16 protein-coding genes are annotated in these 17457 nt (G+C 56.9%); 13 read left to right on the plus strand and 3 right to left on the minus strand.

Features of this window, described 5'->3' with window-relative positions:
* Positions 1-20: 20 nt before the first annotated feature.
* From rplI to rpsF, 3 genes are all read right to left on the minus strand, one after another.
* Positions 21-464 (minus strand): 50S ribosomal protein L9, encoded by a 444-nt coding sequence (gene rplI / locus JAO73_RS14040; RefSeq protein ID WP_190927531.1) that lies wholly within the window; start codon positions 462-464, stop codon positions 21-23.
* 101 nt (positions 465-565) lie between these two features.
* Positions 566-841, minus strand: a complete 276-nt coding sequence (rpsR, locus tag JAO73_RS14045) for a 30S ribosomal protein S18 (RefSeq protein WP_190927529.1) — start codon at positions 839-841, stop codon at positions 566-568.
* A gap of 12 nt (positions 842-853) precedes the next feature.
* Entirely contained in the window at positions 854-1231 is a 378-nt protein-coding gene (gene rpsF / locus JAO73_RS14050; RefSeq protein WP_196291496.1) for a 30S ribosomal protein S6, read from the minus strand.
* A 493-nt stretch (positions 1232-1724) separates the two neighbouring features.
* Between rpsF and JAO73_RS14055 the strand changes: the two genes are divergently transcribed.
* From JAO73_RS14055 to JAO73_RS14115, 13 genes are all read left to right on the plus strand, one after another.
* Positions 1725-3077 (plus strand): c-type cytochrome, encoded by a 1353-nt coding sequence (locus tag JAO73_RS14055; protein ID WP_198977709.1) that lies wholly within the window; start codon positions 1725-1727, stop codon positions 3075-3077.
* A gap of 99 nt (positions 3078-3176) precedes the next feature.
* A complete protein-coding gene (locus JAO73_RS14060; protein WP_198977710.1) occupies positions 3177-6215 on the plus strand; it encodes a TAT-variant-translocated molybdopterin oxidoreductase in 3039 nt (1012 codons plus the stop codon).
* Positions 6216-6227: 12 nt separating this feature from the next.
* Positions 6228-7685, plus strand: a complete 1458-nt coding sequence (gene nrfD, locus JAO73_RS14065; RefSeq protein WP_223827775.1) for an NrfD/PsrC family molybdoenzyme membrane anchor subunit — start codon at positions 6228-6230, stop codon at positions 7683-7685.
* Positions 7678-8205 carry a DUF3341 domain-containing protein gene (locus JAO73_RS14070; protein WP_198977711.1) on the plus strand — a complete coding sequence of 176 codons (528 nt, stop codon included), beginning with the start codon at positions 7678-7680 and terminating at the stop codon, positions 8203-8205. The genes nrfD and JAO73_RS14070 overlap by 8 nt, the downstream gene beginning before the upstream one ends.
* The gene (locus tag JAO73_RS14075; protein WP_198977712.1) at positions 8205-8969 is read left to right on the plus strand and encodes a c-type cytochrome; all 765 of its coding nucleotides are present in this window, start codon (positions 8205-8207) and stop codon (positions 8967-8969) included. Before JAO73_RS14070 ends, JAO73_RS14075 begins: the two co-directional genes overlap by 1 nt.
* Before the next feature lie 2 nt (positions 8970-8971).
* The gene (locus JAO73_RS14080; RefSeq protein WP_233169206.1) at positions 8972-10306 is read left to right on the plus strand and encodes a quinol:cytochrome C oxidoreductase; all 1335 of its coding nucleotides are present in this window, start codon (positions 8972-8974) and stop codon (positions 10304-10306) included.
* A gap of 100 nt (positions 10307-10406) precedes the next feature.
* Positions 10407-11480: a cytochrome c oxidase subunit II gene (locus JAO73_RS14085; protein ID WP_198977713.1), complete on the plus strand. Its 1074-nt coding sequence runs from the start codon at positions 10407-10409 to the stop codon at positions 11478-11480.
* 31 nt (positions 11481-11511) lie between these two features.
* A complete protein-coding gene (locus JAO73_RS14090) occupies positions 11512-13395 on the plus strand; it encodes a cytochrome c oxidase subunit I (protein WP_190927514.1) in 1884 nt (627 codons plus the stop codon).
* Between the two features lie 83 nt (positions 13396-13478).
* Positions 13479-14621, plus strand: coding sequence for a COX15/CtaA family protein (locus tag JAO73_RS14095; RefSeq protein WP_198977714.1), 1143 nt, complete (start codon positions 13479-13481; stop codon positions 14619-14621).
* 70 nt (positions 14622-14691) lie between these two features.
* Positions 14692-15543: a heme o synthase gene (gene cyoE, locus JAO73_RS14100; RefSeq protein ID WP_198977715.1), complete on the plus strand. Its 852-nt coding sequence runs from the start codon at positions 14692-14694 to the stop codon at positions 15541-15543.
* 80 nt (positions 15544-15623) lie between these two features.
* Complete coding sequence (locus tag JAO73_RS14105) at positions 15624-16214, plus strand: cytochrome c oxidase subunit 3 (RefSeq protein ID WP_198977716.1); 591 nt, start codon at positions 15624-15626, stop codon at positions 16212-16214.
* 22 nt (positions 16215-16236) lie between these two features.
* Complete coding sequence (locus JAO73_RS14110; protein WP_190927505.1) at positions 16237-17010, plus strand: cytochrome c oxidase subunit 3; 774 nt, start codon at positions 16237-16239, stop codon at positions 17008-17010.
* A gap of 101 nt (positions 17011-17111) precedes the next feature.
* Positions 17112-17456: a cytochrome C oxidase subunit IV family protein gene (locus JAO73_RS14115; protein ID WP_190927503.1), complete on the plus strand. Its 345-nt coding sequence runs from the start codon at positions 17112-17114 to the stop codon at positions 17454-17456.
* The last annotated feature ends 1 nt before the right edge of the window (position 17457 follow it).

Below are 17457 nucleotides of genomic sequence, written 5' to 3' on the forward strand. Positions count from 1 at the left end.
AACAGGTTACGCAGCCGAAACTACTCAGCTACCACGCGGAATTTCACCGTGTGCTTCACTTCCTTGTGCAGGTTAGCGGTAGCGGTGTAGTCGCCAGCAGCCGAAGGCTCCTGGTCGAACGACAAACGCTTACGGTCCACGTCCACACCCTTCGCTTTCAGCGCATCGGCCAATTGCAGGGTGGTTACGCGGCCGAAGATTTTGCCGCTTTCGCCCACCTTGGCGGGGATTTCCAGCACGGTTTCGCCGATTTGGTCGGCAATGGCTTGGGCATCGCCTTTGATTTTATCGGCTTTGTGAGCGGCTTGACGCACGTTCTCCGCCGTGATTTTCTTGTTGGTCTTGTCGGCCAGGATGGCCAGGCCCTGCGGCAGCAGGAAGTTGCGACCGTAGCCCGATTTCACGGTCACGATGTCGTTCTTGTACCCGAGGCCCTTAACGTCGTCTTTGAGGATGATTTCCATTGTCTTTTTGAGAAGTGAGACGGTGAGCTTTGAGAAGCGAGATGAACAAGCGTTGCGCTTATCGTCTCAGGTCTCAGTTCTCATCGTCTCAGGTCTAAAGTCTATTTCAGGGCGTCGGCTACGTAGGGCATCAAAGCGAGGTGACGGGCCTTGGCAATGGCTTGGGTCACTTTGCGCTGAAACTTCAGGCTGGTGCCGGTGAGGCGACGGGGCAGCACGCGGCCCTGCTCGTTCACAAACTTCAGCAGGAAGTTCGGGTCTTTGTAATCCACGTACTTAATGCCGTTCTTCTTGAAGCGGCAGTATTTCTTGCGGTTGTCCTGCGGTTTGTTGTTGGCCGCGCGGTCGTTGTTGCGGTTGAATGCGGGAGATGCCATGTCGTTGCTAGATTATTGGGCTACGGCTTCGGTTTCTTTCGCAGCCTTCTGCTGGTTCATTTCGCCGTTGCGGCGGCGGTTGTTGTACTCCACGGCGTGCTTGTCGAGCACCGTGGTCAGGAACCGGATAATGCGCTCGTCGCGACGGAACGCCAGTTCCAGCACGTCAACGATGTTGCCTTCGCCCGTGTACGACAGGCAGAAATAGTAGCCGGTCGACTTCTTTTGAATCGGGTACGCCAGCTTGCGCAGGCCCCAGGCTTCGGTGGATAAAAGGGCGGCGCTATTTTCCTTAAGCACCTGGGTGAACTTCTCGACCGTCTCTTGCACCTGGCTCTCGTTCAACACGGGAGTTACGATGAAGACCGTCTCGTAATTTCTTACTTCCATTACGACGGGGTGAAAATTGGGGGTGAAAAAATTTGATTGGGGCGCAAAGGTACTGACTTCCCGGCACATTGCCAAGCATCGCGCTGTCTTCCTACATATAAGGTACAAGACGCCGACGAGTCCGATGCTTAAGCCGGCCCTATGGTACTGGCAAGGGCGAGCCGCAACGACAGCGGAAACCAGTCCGGGAGCCCCACAAAATCCGCGGCAAAAGCCTGGGATGTAGCCCAACAAATTGGCGGCGGTGGGAGTTGCTACTGCAGCGAATACCCAGCCGATGGGTACCTATTAATGAGGTAGTAAGAATAGCACCGCCGCCGCCGGACACCCCAGCATACATCGCTCAAGACAAGGAGCACAGCATATAAATGGGCCAATACGAACGGCCGCAGCCCGTCAGAAATTGTATTCCGCTTTTTGCCGCCTACGATTCCTGACCTACATTTGTGGCCTTGAAATGCCCCTAGCGTTTCGTTTTACCGTCTATTTCCTTATGAATAGCAATCGACTTCGTTCTTTACCTCAACTGTTGCTGGCACTACTGCTCACGTTTGCCGGTGCCCAACAGGCGGTGGCCCAAGCAAGCGCAGCGGCCGAAGTGAAAACCAATGGCGTGGACCCCGGCGCAACTGCTGGCGCAACCGCGGCCAATGCCACGGCCCCGGCCGCGGCTCCTGCCGGTGGCGATGCCGCCGCCATTGCGGCCGGTGACGCGCTGTTCAAAGGCAACTGCGCCCAGTGCCACGCCGTGAACGAGCAAGTGGTAGGCCCGGCTCTGGGTGGCATTACCAAGCGTCGTCCCATCTCCTGGCTGATTCCGTGGATTAAGAACTCCAGCAAAGTAGTGGCCAGCGGCGATGAATACGCAGTAGCCCTTTACAACAAGTTCAACAAGCAGCAGATGCCCTCGTTCGCTCTGTCGGACAAGGAAATCACTTCCATCGTTGCTTACATCACTTCGGAAGAAGGCAAAGCAACCGCAGTTGCAGGCGCTGGCCCCTCGACAGGCAATGCCGCTGCAGCTGATGGCAAAACCGACGCCGCAGCCGGTGCTGCCGAAGGCGCTGGCAAATACGTAGATATCCTGCTCATCGTCCTCGTAGTAGTGCTGATTGTGCTGGTGGTGACGCTGGTTATCATTGGCAACCTGATGAAGGACGTGCTGCGTGGCCGCAAGGACCTCGACGGCCGTGACATAGAGATTCTGGAGCAGCGCTTCGACTGGGGCAAGTTTTACCGCTCGCCCGTGATGCGCGGTATTGTGGGGACGGTTTTCGCTCTGGTTTTACTTTATGAAGGTGTGCAAAGCGTGATGGCCGTAGGCCTAACCCAGGGCTACCAGCCCACGCAGCCCATTGCTTTCTCGCACAAGCTGCACGCCGGCGAGCACCAGATTAATTGCGCCTACTGCCACACCTCGGTGTACAAGGCCAAATCGGCCAACATTCCTTCGGCCAACATCTGTATGAACTGCCACTCGCAGATTAAGACGGAGTCGCCCGAAATCAAGAAAATCTACCGAGCCATCGAGCGCAAGCAGCCCATTCAGTGGGTGCGCGTGCACAACCTGCCCGACTTGGCCTATTTCAACCACTCGCAGCACACGCAGGTGGCTGGCCTGCAGTGCCAGACCTGCCACGGCCCCATCCAGAACATGGAAGTGGTGTACCAATATTCGGCCCTCACCATGGGCTGGTGCATCAACTGCCACCGCGAGATGCCCATCAACTCGAAGGACAACAAGTACTACGACAACCTCGTGAAGCTGCACGACACCAAAAACGCCGGTGCTCCCTTCACCGTGTCGTCGAACGGCGGCACCGAGTGCTCGAAGTGCCACTACTAATAAGCTGATTTTCGGTAGTCGATACTGGGTAGTCAGTATTGAGACTACTCGTGTTTGACTACTGACTACCCAATACTGAATTACTGATTACCCTCCCAAATGAAGTACTGGAAAGGAATTGAGGAACTAGAAAGCACTCCGGAGTTCATGCAATCGGCCTTTGCCGAGTTCATGCCCGTGAAGGAGAGCCACGAGAGCAAAGACGCTACGTCGGCCCCCCGCCGCGATTTCCTCAAACTAATGGGTTTTGGGGTGGCCGCCGCCACCTTGGCATCGTGCGAGACGCCCGTCCGCAAAGCCATTCCCTACCTGAACAAGCCCGAGGAGATTGACCCGACCATCTCCAACTTCTACGCTTCGACCTACTTCACCGGTGCCGACTACAACGCGGTGCTCGTGAAGTCGCGCGAAGGCCGTCCGATTAAGCTGGAAGGTAACCCCGAGTCGCCCATCACCCGTGGTGGTTTGTCGGCCCGCGCCCAGGCTGCGGTGCTGAGCCTCTACGACGGTGGCCGTCTGCAGCACTTCGCCATCAAGAAGGGCAATGCGCACGAGCAGGTGGAGATGGCCGCGCTGGACCGCGAAGTGCGCGGCAAGCTGGCCGGCACCACCGGCCGCATCGCCATCGTGTCGCCCACCATCATCAGCCCCAGCACCAAGCGGGCCATTGCTGAGTTTGCCTCGCGCTACCCCAACACCACGCACGTCATGTACGACGCGCAATCGGTGACGGGCCTGCTGCAGGCCAACAACGGCGTGGTGCCCGGCTACGACTTCGGCCGCGCTAATGTAATCGTAAGCCTCGGCGCCGATTTCCTCGGCACCTGGATTTCGCCGGTTGAATACGCTCGCCAGTACGTGCGCAACCGCAAAGTGAGCAGCGACAAGCGCAGCATGTCGCGTCACTACCAGTTCGAAACCGCCATGTCGCTGACCGGCTCCAACGCCGACGTTCGTGTGCCGGTGAAGCCTTCGGAAATGGGTGCAGTTGCGCTGGCTCTGTATAACGAGATTGTGGGTGGCGGCGACGCTTCTTATAAGAACGCCAAGCTGACGCAGGCTGCCAACGACCTGAAAGCTGCCCGCGGTGCCAGCCTCGTGGTTTCGGGCTCGAATGACCCGGCCGTGCAGACGTTGGTGGCCGCCATCAACCAGGCGCTGGGCAACGTGGGTACCACTGTTGACCTGACGGCTCCGAGCAACCTACGCCAAGGCGACGACGCTCGCATGGCCGCTCTGGTGAATGATATGAACAATGGCAGCGTTGGCGCGGTCATTTTCTACAACGCCAACCCGGTGTTCAACCACCCGCTGGGCGCGAAAGTGAAATCCGGCATCGCCAAGGTGCCGCTGACGATTTCGCTGAACGACCGTCTGGACGAAACCGGCATTCTCTGCCAATATGCTGCTCCCGACCACCACTGGCTGGAATCGTGGAACGACTTTGAGCCCAAGCGCGGCTCGCTGAGCTTGTCGCAGCCGGTCATCACGCCGCTGTTTGCTACCCGTCAGGCGCAGGAAAGCCTGCTGCACTGGGCCGGCAACACCACCACTTACTACAAATACCTGCGTGCCACCTGGCGCGCCCTGACGCCGAACGACGCTGCCTGGGACAAGGTAGTGCACGATGGGGTGGCCACGGGCACGGCTTTGCCGGCTGCCCCAGCCATGATGACCGCTGCGCTTAGCCCCGCCGCCGCCATCAGCCAGATTAACAGTGCCCCCAAGCCCAGCGGCAACGCCGTCGAGCTGGCACTGTATGAGAAGGTAGGCATTGGTGCCGGTGGCTGTGAAGCCAACAATCCCTTCCTGCAAGAACTGCCCGACCCGGTTTCGAAAGCGACCTGGGGCAACTACGTGGCCGTGCCGCGTAAGATGGCCGTGGACAACAAGTGGGAGCAGGGCGACGTGGTGAAAGTAACCGCCAACGGCTACAGCGTGGAACTGCCCGTGCTGGTGCAGCCTGGCCAAACCAACGGCACGGTGAGCATTGCTCTGGGTTACGGCCGTACGCTGGCTGGCAAAGCTGGTGACCAGGTGGGTGCCAATGCTGCCCCGCTGGCCATGGCTACCGCCAACGGCATCGCCTATAACAACGTGGTGACGCTGACGAAGACGGATGCCACTTCGCCCATTGCGCAGACCCAAACGCACCACACCCTGATGGACCGCAAGCCGGTGGTGCAGGAGAATTCGCTAGCGAACTACATCAAAAATCCCAAAGAGGTAACCGAGTACGAAAAGATTGCCACGCCCGACGGCCTGGAGAAGCCCAACAAGGTTTCGCTGTGGCAGGACTACCAGTACAACAACCACCACTGGGGCATGGCCGTGGACCTCAACTCGTGCATTGGCTGCGGCTCGTGCGTGATTGGCTGCCAGACCGAGAACAACATTGCCGTGGTGGGCAAGCAGCAGGTAATCAACCGCCGCGAAATGCACTGGATGCGCATCGACCGCTATTACAGCTCGGCCGCGCACAAAACGGACTTCGACGAAAAAGGCAAGGTATCCACCTATGCCGCTATGGAAGACCCCTCGGAGAACCCGCAGGTAATCTTCCAGCCGATGATGTGCCAGCAGTGCAACCACGCGCCCTGCGAAACGGTATGCCCCGTGTTGGCCACTACGCACAGCTCGGAAGGTCTCAACCAGATGACCTACAACCGTTGCATCGGCACGCGCTACTGCGCCAACAACTGCCCCTACAAAGTGCGTCGCTTCAACTGGTTCTCGTACTACTCCAACGAGAAGTTCGAAACCGTAAACGGTCACATGTTCACCGACCTCGGCCGCATGGTGCTGAACCCGGACGTGACCGTGCGTGCCCGGGGTGTGATGGAGAAGTGCACGTTCTGCGTGCAGCGCATCCAGCTCGGCAAGCTCGAAGCCAAGAAGCAAAAGCGTCGTCCGGTAGACGGCGAAATTGTATCGGCCTGCGCCCAGTCGTGCCCCACCGAAGCCATCGTATTTGGCGACATGCGCGACCCCAACAGCCGCATTAGCCAGTTGCTCCGCCGCGAAGACGGCGAGCGCGCCTTCCACTCGCTCGACTCCATCAACGTGCAGCCGAACGTGACTTATCTGACGAAGATTCGCAACGCCGAATCGGAGTTCTTCGGCAAAGAAAACGCTTAATATCATACCACTATGCAGCACGTATCAGCCTTACGCGAGCCGCTCGTAACCGGCGGTAAGACGTTACACGACGTCACGCAAGACATCTGCTATCAGGTAGAAGCCAAACCCAACCTGCGTTGGATGGCTGCCCTGAGCGTGGCGCTATTCTTCCTGGGGGTGTTCTTCTACTCCGTATACCGCACCGTATGGTACGGCATCGGGGAGTGGGGCCTGAACAAAACCATCAACTGGGCCTGGGACATCACCAACTTCGTGTGGTGGGTGGGCATCGGCCACGCCGGCACCCTGATTTCGGCCGTGTTGCTGCTGTTCCGTCAGAAGTGGCGGAGCTCCATCAACCGCGCCGCCGAAGCCATGACCATCTTCGCCGTAATCTGTGCCGCCATGTTCCCGGTGCTGCACATGGGCCGTCCGTGGCTGGCTTTCTATGTGTTTCCGCTGCAAAACACGCTGGGCTCGCTGTGGGCAAACTTCAACTCGCCGCTGCTCTGGGACGTGTTCGCCATCTCGACCTATTTCACTGTGTCGCTGGTATTCTGGTACATTGGTCTGATTCCCGACTTCGCTTCAATTCGAGACCGTGCCAAGGGCCCCATTGCCCGCTTCAGCTATTCGATGCTGAGCTTCGGTTGGAAAGGTTCGGCCAAGGCCTGGTCGCGTTACGAAACGGTTTCGCTGATTCTGGCCGGCGTTTCGACCCCGCTGGTACTCTCGGTACACACCATCGTATCGATGGACTTTGCTACCTCGGTTGTACCGGGCTGGCACACCACCATCTTCCCGCCCTACTTCGTGGCCGGCGCTATCTTCTCGGGCTTCGCCATGGTGCTCACACTGATGCTGATTACCCGCGTGGTGTTCCGTCTCGAAGACTACATTACGCTGGAGCACATCGCGCTGATGAACAAAATCATGATGGTAACCGGCTCCATCGTGGGTGTGGCGTACATCACGGAGTTCTTCATTGCCTGGTATTCGCAAGTAGAATTTGAACAGTATGCCTTCATCAACCGTGCTACCGGTCCTTACTGGTGGGCCTACGCTTCGATGATGACTTGCAACGTGATTACGCCCCAGCTGGTGTGGCTGCGTCGCGTGCGCTACAGCATTCCGCTGACCTTCGTGCTCTCCATCATCGTGAATATCGGTATGTGGTTCGAGCGCTTCGTAATCATCGTGACCTCGCTGCACCGCGACTACCTGCCGTCGAGCTGGGCCATGTTCTCGCCCTCGATTATCGACATCGGTCTGTACCTGGGTACGCTGGGCTTGTTCTTCACCCTGTTCTTGCTCTTCGCCAAGTTCTTCCCGGTGATTAACATGGCCGAAGTGAAAACCATCCTGAAGTACACCGTGGACAACGGCCCGACTTACAACCCGTCGAAAGCCGTGCACCATGCCCCTGTTCACCCTGCTACTCACGGAGTACCGGCGTCGGCTCCCGTAACCTATACCAAGCATGACTAAGCAATTCGCCCTCGGTATCTTCGAAGACGAAGATGTGCTGTTGCACGCCATTGAAAATCTGCGTGCAGCGGGAGTAAAAATCTACGACGTATTCTCGCCCTATCCCGTGCACGGCATCGACGATGCCCTCGGCATTGAACGGTCGCGTTTGCCCATCGCCGCGTTCTTCTTCGGCCTCACGGGTTTGTCGTTTGCGCTGTGGATGCAGATTTACATGCTGGGTTTCGACTGGCCGATGATTATCGGCGGCAAGCCTCACATCTCGCTGCCCGCTTTCATCCCGGTGGCTTTCGAATTGACGGTATTCTTCACCTGCCACGGCATGGCGTTGACCTTCTTCACCATCACCGGCTTGTACCCGCGCTTCAAAACCCACGTGATGGACGTGCGGGCCACCGACGACAAATTCGTAATGGCCATCGAGCTGGATGAAACCGGTTCGCAGTTTTCTCGGCTGACCCAGCTGCTGCGCGACAACGGCGCATCGGAAGTCAACCAAAAAGAAATGAGCAAAAACTAATGACGCATCCGCTGAACCTGAGCCTGCGCGTTTCGGCGCTGCTGCTGTCCCTGGGGCTGGCCTCGGCCTGTTCTAACCGGGCCGACGACCCCGGTGTGGAATACGCACCGGAGATGTACGAGTCTATTCCGTACGAACCCCTGAAGCAAACCAACTTCAACACGGTCAACTCATTTGGCATCAACGAGCGGACGCCGGCCAACGGCACCATTCCGCGCGGCAAACTGAGCTACTACGACCACATTCCGAAGGACAGCGTGGGCGTTGCCGAGCGTCGGCTTCGCAACCCGTATCCTTATACCAAAGCCAATCTGGAAGAGGGTAAGGTGCTGTACACCCGCATTTGCTCGCACTGCCACGGTGAGGCTGGCGATGGCCAGGGGCCGGTAGGTTTGAAGTTTAAGGGCGTGCCGAATTACTCGGCCGGTGCTTATAAGACGATGAACGATGGGCACATCTACCACGTCATCCAATGGGGCCGCAACCGCATGATGCCGCACGGCTCCATTGTGAATCCTGAGGAGCGTTGGAAAATTGCCATGTACGTGCGCGTGCTACAACGCGGCGAAGGCCCGGATGCTCTGAGCAAACTGGTAGCCAAAGGCCCGGCTTCCACTGCAAACGACTCAACCGAAATGACTGACCGTGCCAACCAAGGCCCGGTAGGAGAGGCCCAGGCAGGTAAAGGTTCTGAAACTCCCGGCCAAGGCGGCACCGTTTCGCCCAACGGTTCCGGCGTCACCCACACCCCCGGCAACAAATAACTATGGCAACTCTGACGCATCAAGAAAGCGCCACGGCTGAACAGCTCGTTGTAACGGATGGCGCCCGTAAGACTTTTATTACCATCATTGTCGCCGGTGTAGTGGTATTGATTCTCGGTATTCTGGCCCAAGTAATGGGCTGGGGCGCCGAAGAACACGCTGCTGCCGGCGAAGCGGCAGGCCACCTGGGCGCTTCGGCTGGCCATGGTGCCGGCGCCTCGCTGGAACACGAAGGCAGCTCCACGCTGGTAAAACGCATCATTGTTAGCCTGTGGCACAGCAATGTGTTTTTCCTCGGTGTTTCCACCATCGGCACGGTATTCATGGCCATCAACTACGTAGCCTACGCGGGTTGGTCGGTAATGGTGAAGCGCATTTCGGAAGCTCTCAGCGCCTGGATTATCCCGGGTGCTGTGATTATGCTTGTGGTGTTCCTCGTTGGTCGCCACGATATCTTCCACTGGACGCACGAAGGCATCATGGAGAAGGGCAACCCCAACTACGACGCCATCATCGCCGGCAAGAGCGGTTTCCTCAACTTGCCTTTCTACCTCATCCGCACCATTGTTTACCTCGCCATCTGGGCTTTCTTCAGCTATAAGCTGCGTCAGCTGTCGCTGGCCGAAGACCAGTTGGGTGGCACAGTATGGTTCCACAAGAGCATCAATGCTTCGGCTTTGTTCTTGGTGCTTTACGCTGTGACTTCGTCGATGTCGGCTTGGGACTGGGTGATGTCGGTTGACACGCACTGGTTCAGCACCATGTTTGGCTGGTACGTCTTCGCTTCGTGGTGGGTGTCGGGCATTGCTGCCATTGCCCTCACGGCCATCTTCCTGAAGCAAGCGGGCTACCTGCGCGCTCTGACTTCCAACCACTTGCACGACTTGGGCAAGCTGATGTTTGGCTTCAGCATTTTCTGGACCTACGTGTGGTTCGCACAATTCATGCTGATTTGGTACGCCAACCTGCCTGAAGAAGCGGTGTATTACAACCAGCGCCTCGGCGGCTTCGAAGGTCACTACACCGGCATCTTCTACTTCAATCTGCTCATCAACTTTGTGTTCCCTTTCCTGGGCTTGATGACGCGCGACGCAAAGCGTCAGATGATTATCATGAAGATTGTCTGCATCGCCATTCTGGCGGGTCACTGGTCGGACTTTTATTTGATGTTCATGCCGGCAACTTTGAAGGCTGAAAGCGGGTTCTTGATTGAGATTGGTATCGCTGCCATTTTCCTGGGTGCTTTCCTGATTCTGTTCACGCGGCGCTTGGCTTCGGCTTCGCTCGTACCGGTCAACCACCCCTTCCTGGACGAAAGCATTCACCACACTACTTAATTCTTTTAGAACTGAGAATTTAGAACTCAGAACTCAGACGTTTCCTGTTTGAGCTGCGGCGGGTTCTAAGCTCTAAGCTCTCGACTCTAATATCTAAAAAATGACTGCTCTTACCATTTTGCTGGTGTTGGTGTTGCTGTTGGTCGTCTTCGGCCTGCTGTTTCGCTTGCAGATTCTGACTTCTATCTTCTCGGGTACCTTTACCCGTGACATTGGCATGAGCAATAGCGTTAATGCTATTCTTATGCTGGTTTTTCTGGTGGTAGGCGGTGCATGGTTTGCCTACTCGTTTGTTGAAAACTTCAACAAGATGAACCCACCCATTGCTTCGGTGCACGGCCATCAGATGGAGCGCATGTTCTGGACGACGATGACGGTAATCGGCATTGCTTTCCTGATAACTCAAACCTTGCTGTTTGTCTACTCCTATAAGTATCAGCACAAGGAAGGCCGCCGGGCATACTTCTTCGCTCACAACAACAAGATTGAAGTAATCTGGACGGTGATTCCGGCCATCGTAATGGCCGCGCTCATCTTTGCCGGCTGGAAAGCATGGACCCGTATCACCGGCCCCGCTCCCAAAAACTCGGTGGTGGTTGAAGTAATGGGCAAGCAGTTTAACTGGCTGGTGCGCTACCCTGGCCGCGACATGAAGCTGGGCGTGGTAAACTACCGTCTGATTGATGCCGTGAACGAATGGGGGTTCGACCTGAGCGATAAGTCGGCACTCGACGACTTCACCACCAATGAGATTCACGTGCCCAAAGGGGTACCGGTGCTGATTAAGATTCGCTCGCGCGATGTGCTGCACGCCGTATACATGCCGCACTTCCGGGTGCAGATGTATGCCGTGCCGGGCATGCCGACTCGCTTCTGGTTTACGCCGACGATGTCGACCGACGAAATGCGCGCTAAACTGGGCAACCCCAAGTTTAACTACGAACTGGCTTGCAACCAGGTGTGCGGCGGCAGCCACTTCGCCATGAAAGCTACGCTGATTGTGGACGAGCCGGACGATTACCAGAACTGGTATGCTGCCCAACAGTCTTTCTCCGAGAAAAATCCGGAAGTAATGGCTGCTTTCAAACAGAAAGCCAAAACGCTGGTTGCTCCTGTAGCTGCCCAGCCCGAAGCTGCCGAAACGGCTCCCGCTCCACTGGCTGCTTCTTACTAATACAATTTAACGGTATCCCGCTATGTCAGACATGACACCTAAGCCTAATCTTTCACCCAGCGTTGAAGCGCAAGGTGGCATTGGTTCCGCTCCGGTTCCTGCTACCGAGCACGACGACCATTTGCTGCACGATGACCATCACCATGAGCATCATGACCAGCACTGGCTGTGGAAGTACGTTTTCAGCCAAGACCACAAAGTAATTGCTAAGCAATTCCTGATTACGGGCATGATTTGGGCCATTTTGGGGGGCACCCTCTCCAGCTTGTTCCGTCTGCAGCTAGGCTGGCCCGAAGGCTCGATGGAGTGGCTCACGCCTTTCCTCGGCAAGTGGATTCAGGCCGGCAAGCTGAACCCGGAGTTCTACCTTGCGTTGGTGACCATGCACGGTACCATCATGGTATTCTTCGTGCTGACGGCTGGTTTGTCGGGTACGTTCTCAAACTTCCTGATTCCGCTGCAAGTGGGCGCCCGCGACATGGCTTCGGGCTTCATGAACATGCTTTCGTACTGGTTCTTCTTCCTGTCGAGCATCGTGATGTTCTCGTCGCTGTTCATTGAGACGGGCCCGGCTGCCGCTGGTTGGACAATCTACCCGCCGTTGTCGGCGCTGCCGCAAGCCATTCCGGGCTCGGGTGCAGGCATGACGATGTGGCTCGTATCGATGGCGCTGTTCATCGTGTCGCAGTTGCTGGGTGGCGTAAACTACGTGACGACGGTTATCAACCTGCGTACCCGTGGCATGAGCATGAGCAAGCTGCCGCTCACCATCTGGGCTTTCTTCCTGACTGCTATCCTGGGTATCCTGTCGTTCCCGGTTCTTTTCTCGGCCGCGTTGCTGCTGATTTTTGACCGCTCGTTTGGCACCTCTTTCTTCCTGTCGGATATCTACATCGCCGGACAGGCACTCAGCAACCAAGGCGGTTCGCCGGTGTTGTTCCAGCACTTGTTCTGGTTCCTGGGCCACCCCGAAGTATACATCGTTATTATGCCCGCCATGGGCATGGTGTCGGAAGTTCTGGCAACCAACGCTCGCAAGCCCATCTTCGGCTACCGCGCCATGATTGGTTCGCTGATTGGCATCTCGCTGCTGTCGTTCGTCGTGTGGGCTCACCACATGTTTGTGACCGGCATGAACCCCTTCCTCGGTTCAGTGTTCATGTTCCTAACGCTGATTATTGCCGTGCCTTCGGGCGTGAAGGTATTCAACTGGCTGGCCACGCTGTGGCGTGGTAACATCCGCTTCACGGCTGCGATGCTGTTTGCCATCGGTTTCGTGTCGCTGTTCATCTCGGGTGGTCTGACGGGTATCATCCTCGGCAACGCTACGCTGGACATTCAGATGCACAACACTTACTTCGTGGTGGCTCACTTCCACTTGGTAATGGGTAGCTCGGCATTCTTCGGCCTGTTCGCCGGGGTGTACCACTGGTTCCCCAAGATGTTCGGCCGTATGATGGACGAGAAGCTGGGCTATATCCACTTCTGGTTGACTTTCGTTGGTGTATACTTGGTGTTCATGCCGATGCACTACGTTGGTATCGCCGGTTTCCCCCGCCGCTACTACGCCTGGACTGGTTTTGATGCTTTCTCGCAATTCGCTGACCTGAACAAGTTCATCTCGATTGCGGCCATCATCGCCTTCCTGGGTCAGTTCATCTTCATCTTCAACTTTTTCTACAGCATCTTCCGCGGCCGTCGGGCCACCCAGAACCCCTGGAACTCGACCACGCTGGAATGGACCACGCCCATCGAGCCCGGCCACGGCAACTGGCCCGGCGAAATTCCCGCCGTGTATCGCTGGCCCTACGACTACAGCAAGCCTGGTTCGGAAGTGGATTTCATCCCCCAGAACGTGCCGTACTCGCAAACGCACTCGTCGAACCTGCCCTACGAGCAGGACATGGCCGAGTAGTTTGGTTAAGTTATAAAGTCCCGAAGCGGGCCGCCTCACCGGCGGCCCGTTTTGTTGTCACCCTTTTTGACAATCCTCTCGTAATGAATAATTGGTCGATAAGCCCAGCCGTGCGTCGCTTTCGGTTCGTTGGGTTGCTGACGGTGGTGGCCGTGTATTTGCTGATATTGGTTGGCGGCGTGGTGCGCAGCACCGGCAGCGGCATGGGCTGCCCGGACTGGCCTAAATGCTTCGGCAGTTGGATACCACCTACCCAAGCCAACCAGTTACCGCCCAATTACAAGGAAATCTACACCGCGCAGCGTGTGGCCAAGAACCAGAAATTGGCCCGTACGCTGCAGCGATTGGGGTTTTCTCAGGTAGCAGGAAGCATTTTTGCACACCCTACTCAGTACATTGAAACTGATTTCAACGCTGTTAAGACTTGGATTGAGTATGTAAACCGGCTGCTCGGTGCGCTGATTGGTGTCTTTGTTTTCCTAACGGTCCTGTTTGCGCTGCCCTATTGGAAGCGCGACCGAACCATTTTCTGGCTGGCGCTGGCTTCATTCCTGCTCACAGGGGTGCAGGGCTACCTCGGGTCGCTGGTGGTATCAACCAACCTGCTTCCGGTAATGGTGACCATTCACATGGCCCTGGCATTGGTGATTGTGGCGTTGCTTCTCTACGCTGTGGACCGCGCCCGCTCAGGCCGGGAAGGGGAGGGTGCTGGCTACGAATGGCGGCAGGCCGCGTCGGCCCCAGGAGCGTCGGCCGTGCCGGGCGTGGGGCTGCAGGTATGGCTATGGGCCGCGTTGTTGCTCACTTTCTGGCAAATCATACTGGGCACTCAGGTTCGGGAACAGGTGGATGTGGTGTCGGCAGCAGCGGGCTACGCAGGACGCGAGAACTGGATAGCTAAGCTGGGCAGCGTCTTCACGCTACACCGCACGGTATCGGCGGCGGTGCTGCTGCTGAATGTGTACGTGGGATTCGAACTGTGGCAGTTCGGGCAGGTGCGCCTGCGGCGGCTGGTGCTGGCCACGCTGGGCATGATAGGCCTGGAAATAGTGGCGGGCTTTGTGCTGGCGTCGTTTGCGCTGCCGGCGGCAGTGCAGCCGGTGCACCTCACCTTGGCGACGGTGCTATTCGGCGTGCAGTTTCTGACGTTGCTGGCGGTGGCCCATGCGCGCAAAGCCCCAGAAACTATTGCGCCATCGGATGCCGCCCGGCCGGTTGTTGCGTAACTTTGCGGCCCGTTTGGCAGGCAGCTGTTGTTGGTATACCTGCCGAGGGCACTAATTAGAAAAGGTATTGATGCTTAAGGCCCGCGCCTATTTTCAGCTGCTCAAGTTCCGGCTTTCGCTCACAGTGGCGTTTTCTAGTGCGATTGGGTACATGCTGGGCGCGCACGATTTTAACTGGGGCCAGGCCCTGCTGGTGATGCTGGGCGGTTTGCTCGTCACGGGCTCGGCCAACATCATCAACCAGATTCACGAGCGGGAACTCGACAAGCTGATGACCCGCACGGCCAAGCGCCCGCTGCCGCTGGGCATCATCACGCCAGCCGAGGCTTGGGTGTTTTGCGTGCTGCTGGGCGTGGCCGGGCTAGGCCTGCTGGCGTATTGCTTCAATCCGCTGACGGCCGCGCTGTCGCTGCTTTCACTCATTCTCTACGGCTTCATCTACACGCCGCTCAAGACGATTTCGCCCATTTGCGTAGCCGTGGGGGCCATTCCGGGTGGGCTGCCGCCGCTCATTGGCTGGGTGGCGGCTACGGGCTACATCGGTGTAGAGGCGTGGGTATTGTTCGGCATTCAGTTTATGTGGCAGTTTCCGCATTTCTGGGCCATTGCCTGGGTGGCCGATGACGACTACAAACGGGCCGGCTTCAAGATGCTGCCCTCTCCAGGCAACCGCGACTTGCGCACGGCCTTCCAAATCATGACCTACACGCTGCTGCTTATCCCGCTGAGCTTGCTGCCGCTGGAATTCAACATTTCGGGGCGCATCTCGGCGCTGGTGGCAGTGGTGTGCGGGGTGCTGTTTTTGCTGCTTACGGTGCAGCTCATGCGCACCCAATCGCGGAAGGCCGCCTTGCGCATCATGTTTGCCTCATTTTTGTACCTGCCCATCGTACAAATTGCCTTAGTGCTGGACAAAATCTAGCGTTTTGCTGTTACTAAGGTGGCACCGAGAGCAAGCAGTTATTGCTTTGGAAAGCTGATAACGAATTAATTACTTATCCCATGAATCCTCAACCGGAACTGTTGTCTGAAAAGGAAGTTGGCCTAGGATGGCACCCCAAGCGTGTGGTACTCATCTTGCTCATTTTCAGCATTGTGATGATGTTTGCGGCTTTCACCAGCGGTTACATTGTGCGCCGCGACGAAGGCAACTGGCGCGAGTTCGACCTGCCCGTGTCGCTGCTCATCAACTCCATCCTCATTGCGCTGAGCAGTGCCAGCATGCAGTGGGCCTATGCATCAGCGCGTAAAGACGAAATCGGGCGCCTCAAAACCGGCCTGGGCATCACCCTGGCGTTGGGCCTGGCGTTCTTGGTGGGCCAGTACATGAGCTTCGGCGACCTAGTGGCCGGCAACACCTATTTCGGCGGCGCCGACGCCAATCCGTCGGGTTCGTTCGTATACGTGCTCATGGGCGTGCACGCTTTTCACCTGATTACGGGGCTTGTTTTTGTGGCCGTCGTGCTTCGCCGAGCCCTTAACTATCAAGTGCATTCGCGCGCCATGCTCTCCATTGGCAACGCTACCTTGTACTGGCACTTCCTGGGCGGACTTTGGCTGTACCTGTATTTGTTCTTACTTTTGAACCACTAAAACGACGTTTACGCTGTCCGCTATGGCCCAATCGACCACTTTGCAGTCGCCCACTGCACCCGCTACCCAAGACGCCCCGCGCACCGGCAACTGGGATGGCGGCAACGAACCTTTCAAGGCGAGCTACGGCAAGCTGATGATGTGGTTCTTCCTGCTTTCTGACGCATTCACCTTTGCCGCTTTCCTCACCACTTATGGCATGATTCGCCATAAGCACGAAGTTTTCACCGGCGAAGCCAAAGAGTTTGTGTTCAGCACGCGGTGGTGGCCGATTCCGGACCATGTGTTCAACGCTTTCCCGGGCTTAGGCCACGCCAACGTGCCGCTGGGCTTCGTGGCGTTGATGACGATGATTCTCATTTTCAGCTCGGTAACCATGGTGCTGGCTGTTGAAGCCGGTCATCGCATGGACAAAGCTGATGTGCAGAAATGGTTGTTGTGGACCATCCTGTTCGGTAGCACCTTTCTGCTGAGCCAGGCCTGGGAGTGGAGCCACTTTATCCACGGCACCCCCGAGGGCACCATGATGGCCGACGGTACGGTGTTCCACGGCGCCAACCTCGCCATGAACCAATACGGCCCGGTGCTCTTTGCCGACCTGTTCTTCTTCATCACGGGCTTCCACGGCACCCACGTGTTTTCGGGCGTCTGCCTGCTCATTTGGTGCTTCATTGCCACCACCAACGGCACGTTTGAAAAGCGCGGCCACTACGAAATGGTGGAGAAAATCGGCCTCTACTGGCACTTTGTGGACCTGGTGTGGGTGTTTGTGTTCACCTTCTTCTACCTCGTTTAATCTAATTGATAATTAATAATTAGGAATCAATAAATGACGGCCCTAGTGCTATGCATGCAGAATTCTTAATTACAAATTCTTAATTATTAATTCCCTAAAAAATGGCTTCCCACGCAACTACTGAGCACACGCTCGCTCCCGGCGAAATCGCCAAACCGAACACCGGCTGGATTTGGAAGACTTTCTTCGTGCTGGTGGGCATCACCGCCATCGAGTTCGTCTTCGTGTTCCTGATGCACCCGAGCACCCTCCGCAACAGCATTTTTATTGTGCTCACCATCATGAAGGCCTTCTTCATCGTGGCCGAGTTCATGCACTTGAAGCACGAAACCAAAGGCCTGATTTGGACGATTCTGATTCCGGTAGCCCTACTGGTATGGCTGCTGGTGGCTCTGATAACCGAGGGCTCGTTCATCGGCGAAGTGCTGCAAAACATGTTTAAATAGC

Source organism: Hymenobacter miniatus, assembly GCF_016427455.1.
In the GTDB taxonomy this organism is placed as follows: domain Bacteria; phylum Bacteroidota; class Bacteroidia; order Cytophagales; family Hymenobacteraceae; genus Hymenobacter; species Hymenobacter armeniacus.

What these genes read in the sequence shown, in the direction of transcription:
- rplI (WP_190927531.1), bottom strand. Translation starts at nt 464, where the DNA reads ATGGAAATCATCCTCAAAGACGACGTTAAGGGCCTCGGGTACAAGAAC.
- rpsR (WP_190927529.1), bottom strand. Translation starts at nt 841, where the DNA reads ATGGCATCTCCCGCATTCAACCGCAACAACGACCGCGCGGCCAACAAC.
- rpsF (WP_196291496.1), bottom strand. Translation starts at nt 1,231, where the DNA reads ATGGAAGTAAGAAATTACGAGACGGTCTTCATCGTAACTCCCGTGTTG.
- JAO73_RS14055 (WP_198977709.1), top strand. Translation starts at nt 1,725, where the DNA reads ATGAATAGCAATCGACTTCGTTCTTTACCTCAACTGTTGCTGGCACTA.
- JAO73_RS14060 (WP_198977710.1), top strand. Translation starts at nt 3,177, where the DNA reads ATGAAGTACTGGAAAGGAATTGAGGAACTAGAAAGCACTCCGGAGTTC.
- nrfD (WP_223827775.1), top strand. Translation starts at nt 6,228, where the DNA reads ATGCAGCACGTATCAGCCTTACGCGAGCCGCTCGTAACCGGCGGTAAG.
- JAO73_RS14070 (WP_198977711.1), top strand. Translation starts at nt 7,678, where the DNA reads ATGACTAAGCAATTCGCCCTCGGTATCTTCGAAGACGAAGATGTGCTG.
- JAO73_RS14075 (WP_198977712.1), top strand. Translation starts at nt 8,205, where the DNA reads ATGACGCATCCGCTGAACCTGAGCCTGCGCGTTTCGGCGCTGCTGCTG.
- JAO73_RS14080 (WP_233169206.1), top strand. Translation starts at nt 8,972, where the DNA reads ATGGCAACTCTGACGCATCAAGAAAGCGCCACGGCTGAACAGCTCGTT.
- JAO73_RS14085 (WP_198977713.1), top strand. Translation starts at nt 10,407, where the DNA reads ATGACTGCTCTTACCATTTTGCTGGTGTTGGTGTTGCTGTTGGTCGTC.
- JAO73_RS14090 (WP_190927514.1), top strand. Translation starts at nt 11,512, where the DNA reads ATGACACCTAAGCCTAATCTTTCACCCAGCGTTGAAGCGCAAGGTGGC.
- JAO73_RS14095 (WP_198977714.1), top strand. Translation starts at nt 13,479, where the DNA reads ATGAATAATTGGTCGATAAGCCCAGCCGTGCGTCGCTTTCGGTTCGTT.
- cyoE (WP_198977715.1), top strand. Translation starts at nt 14,692, where the DNA reads ATGCTTAAGGCCCGCGCCTATTTTCAGCTGCTCAAGTTCCGGCTTTCG.
- JAO73_RS14105 (WP_198977716.1), top strand. Translation starts at nt 15,624, where the DNA reads ATGAATCCTCAACCGGAACTGTTGTCTGAAAAGGAAGTTGGCCTAGGA.
- JAO73_RS14110 (WP_190927505.1), top strand. Translation starts at nt 16,237, where the DNA reads ATGGCCCAATCGACCACTTTGCAGTCGCCCACTGCACCCGCTACCCAA.
- JAO73_RS14115 (WP_190927503.1), top strand. Translation starts at nt 17,112, where the DNA reads ATGGCTTCCCACGCAACTACTGAGCACACGCTCGCTCCCGGCGAAATC.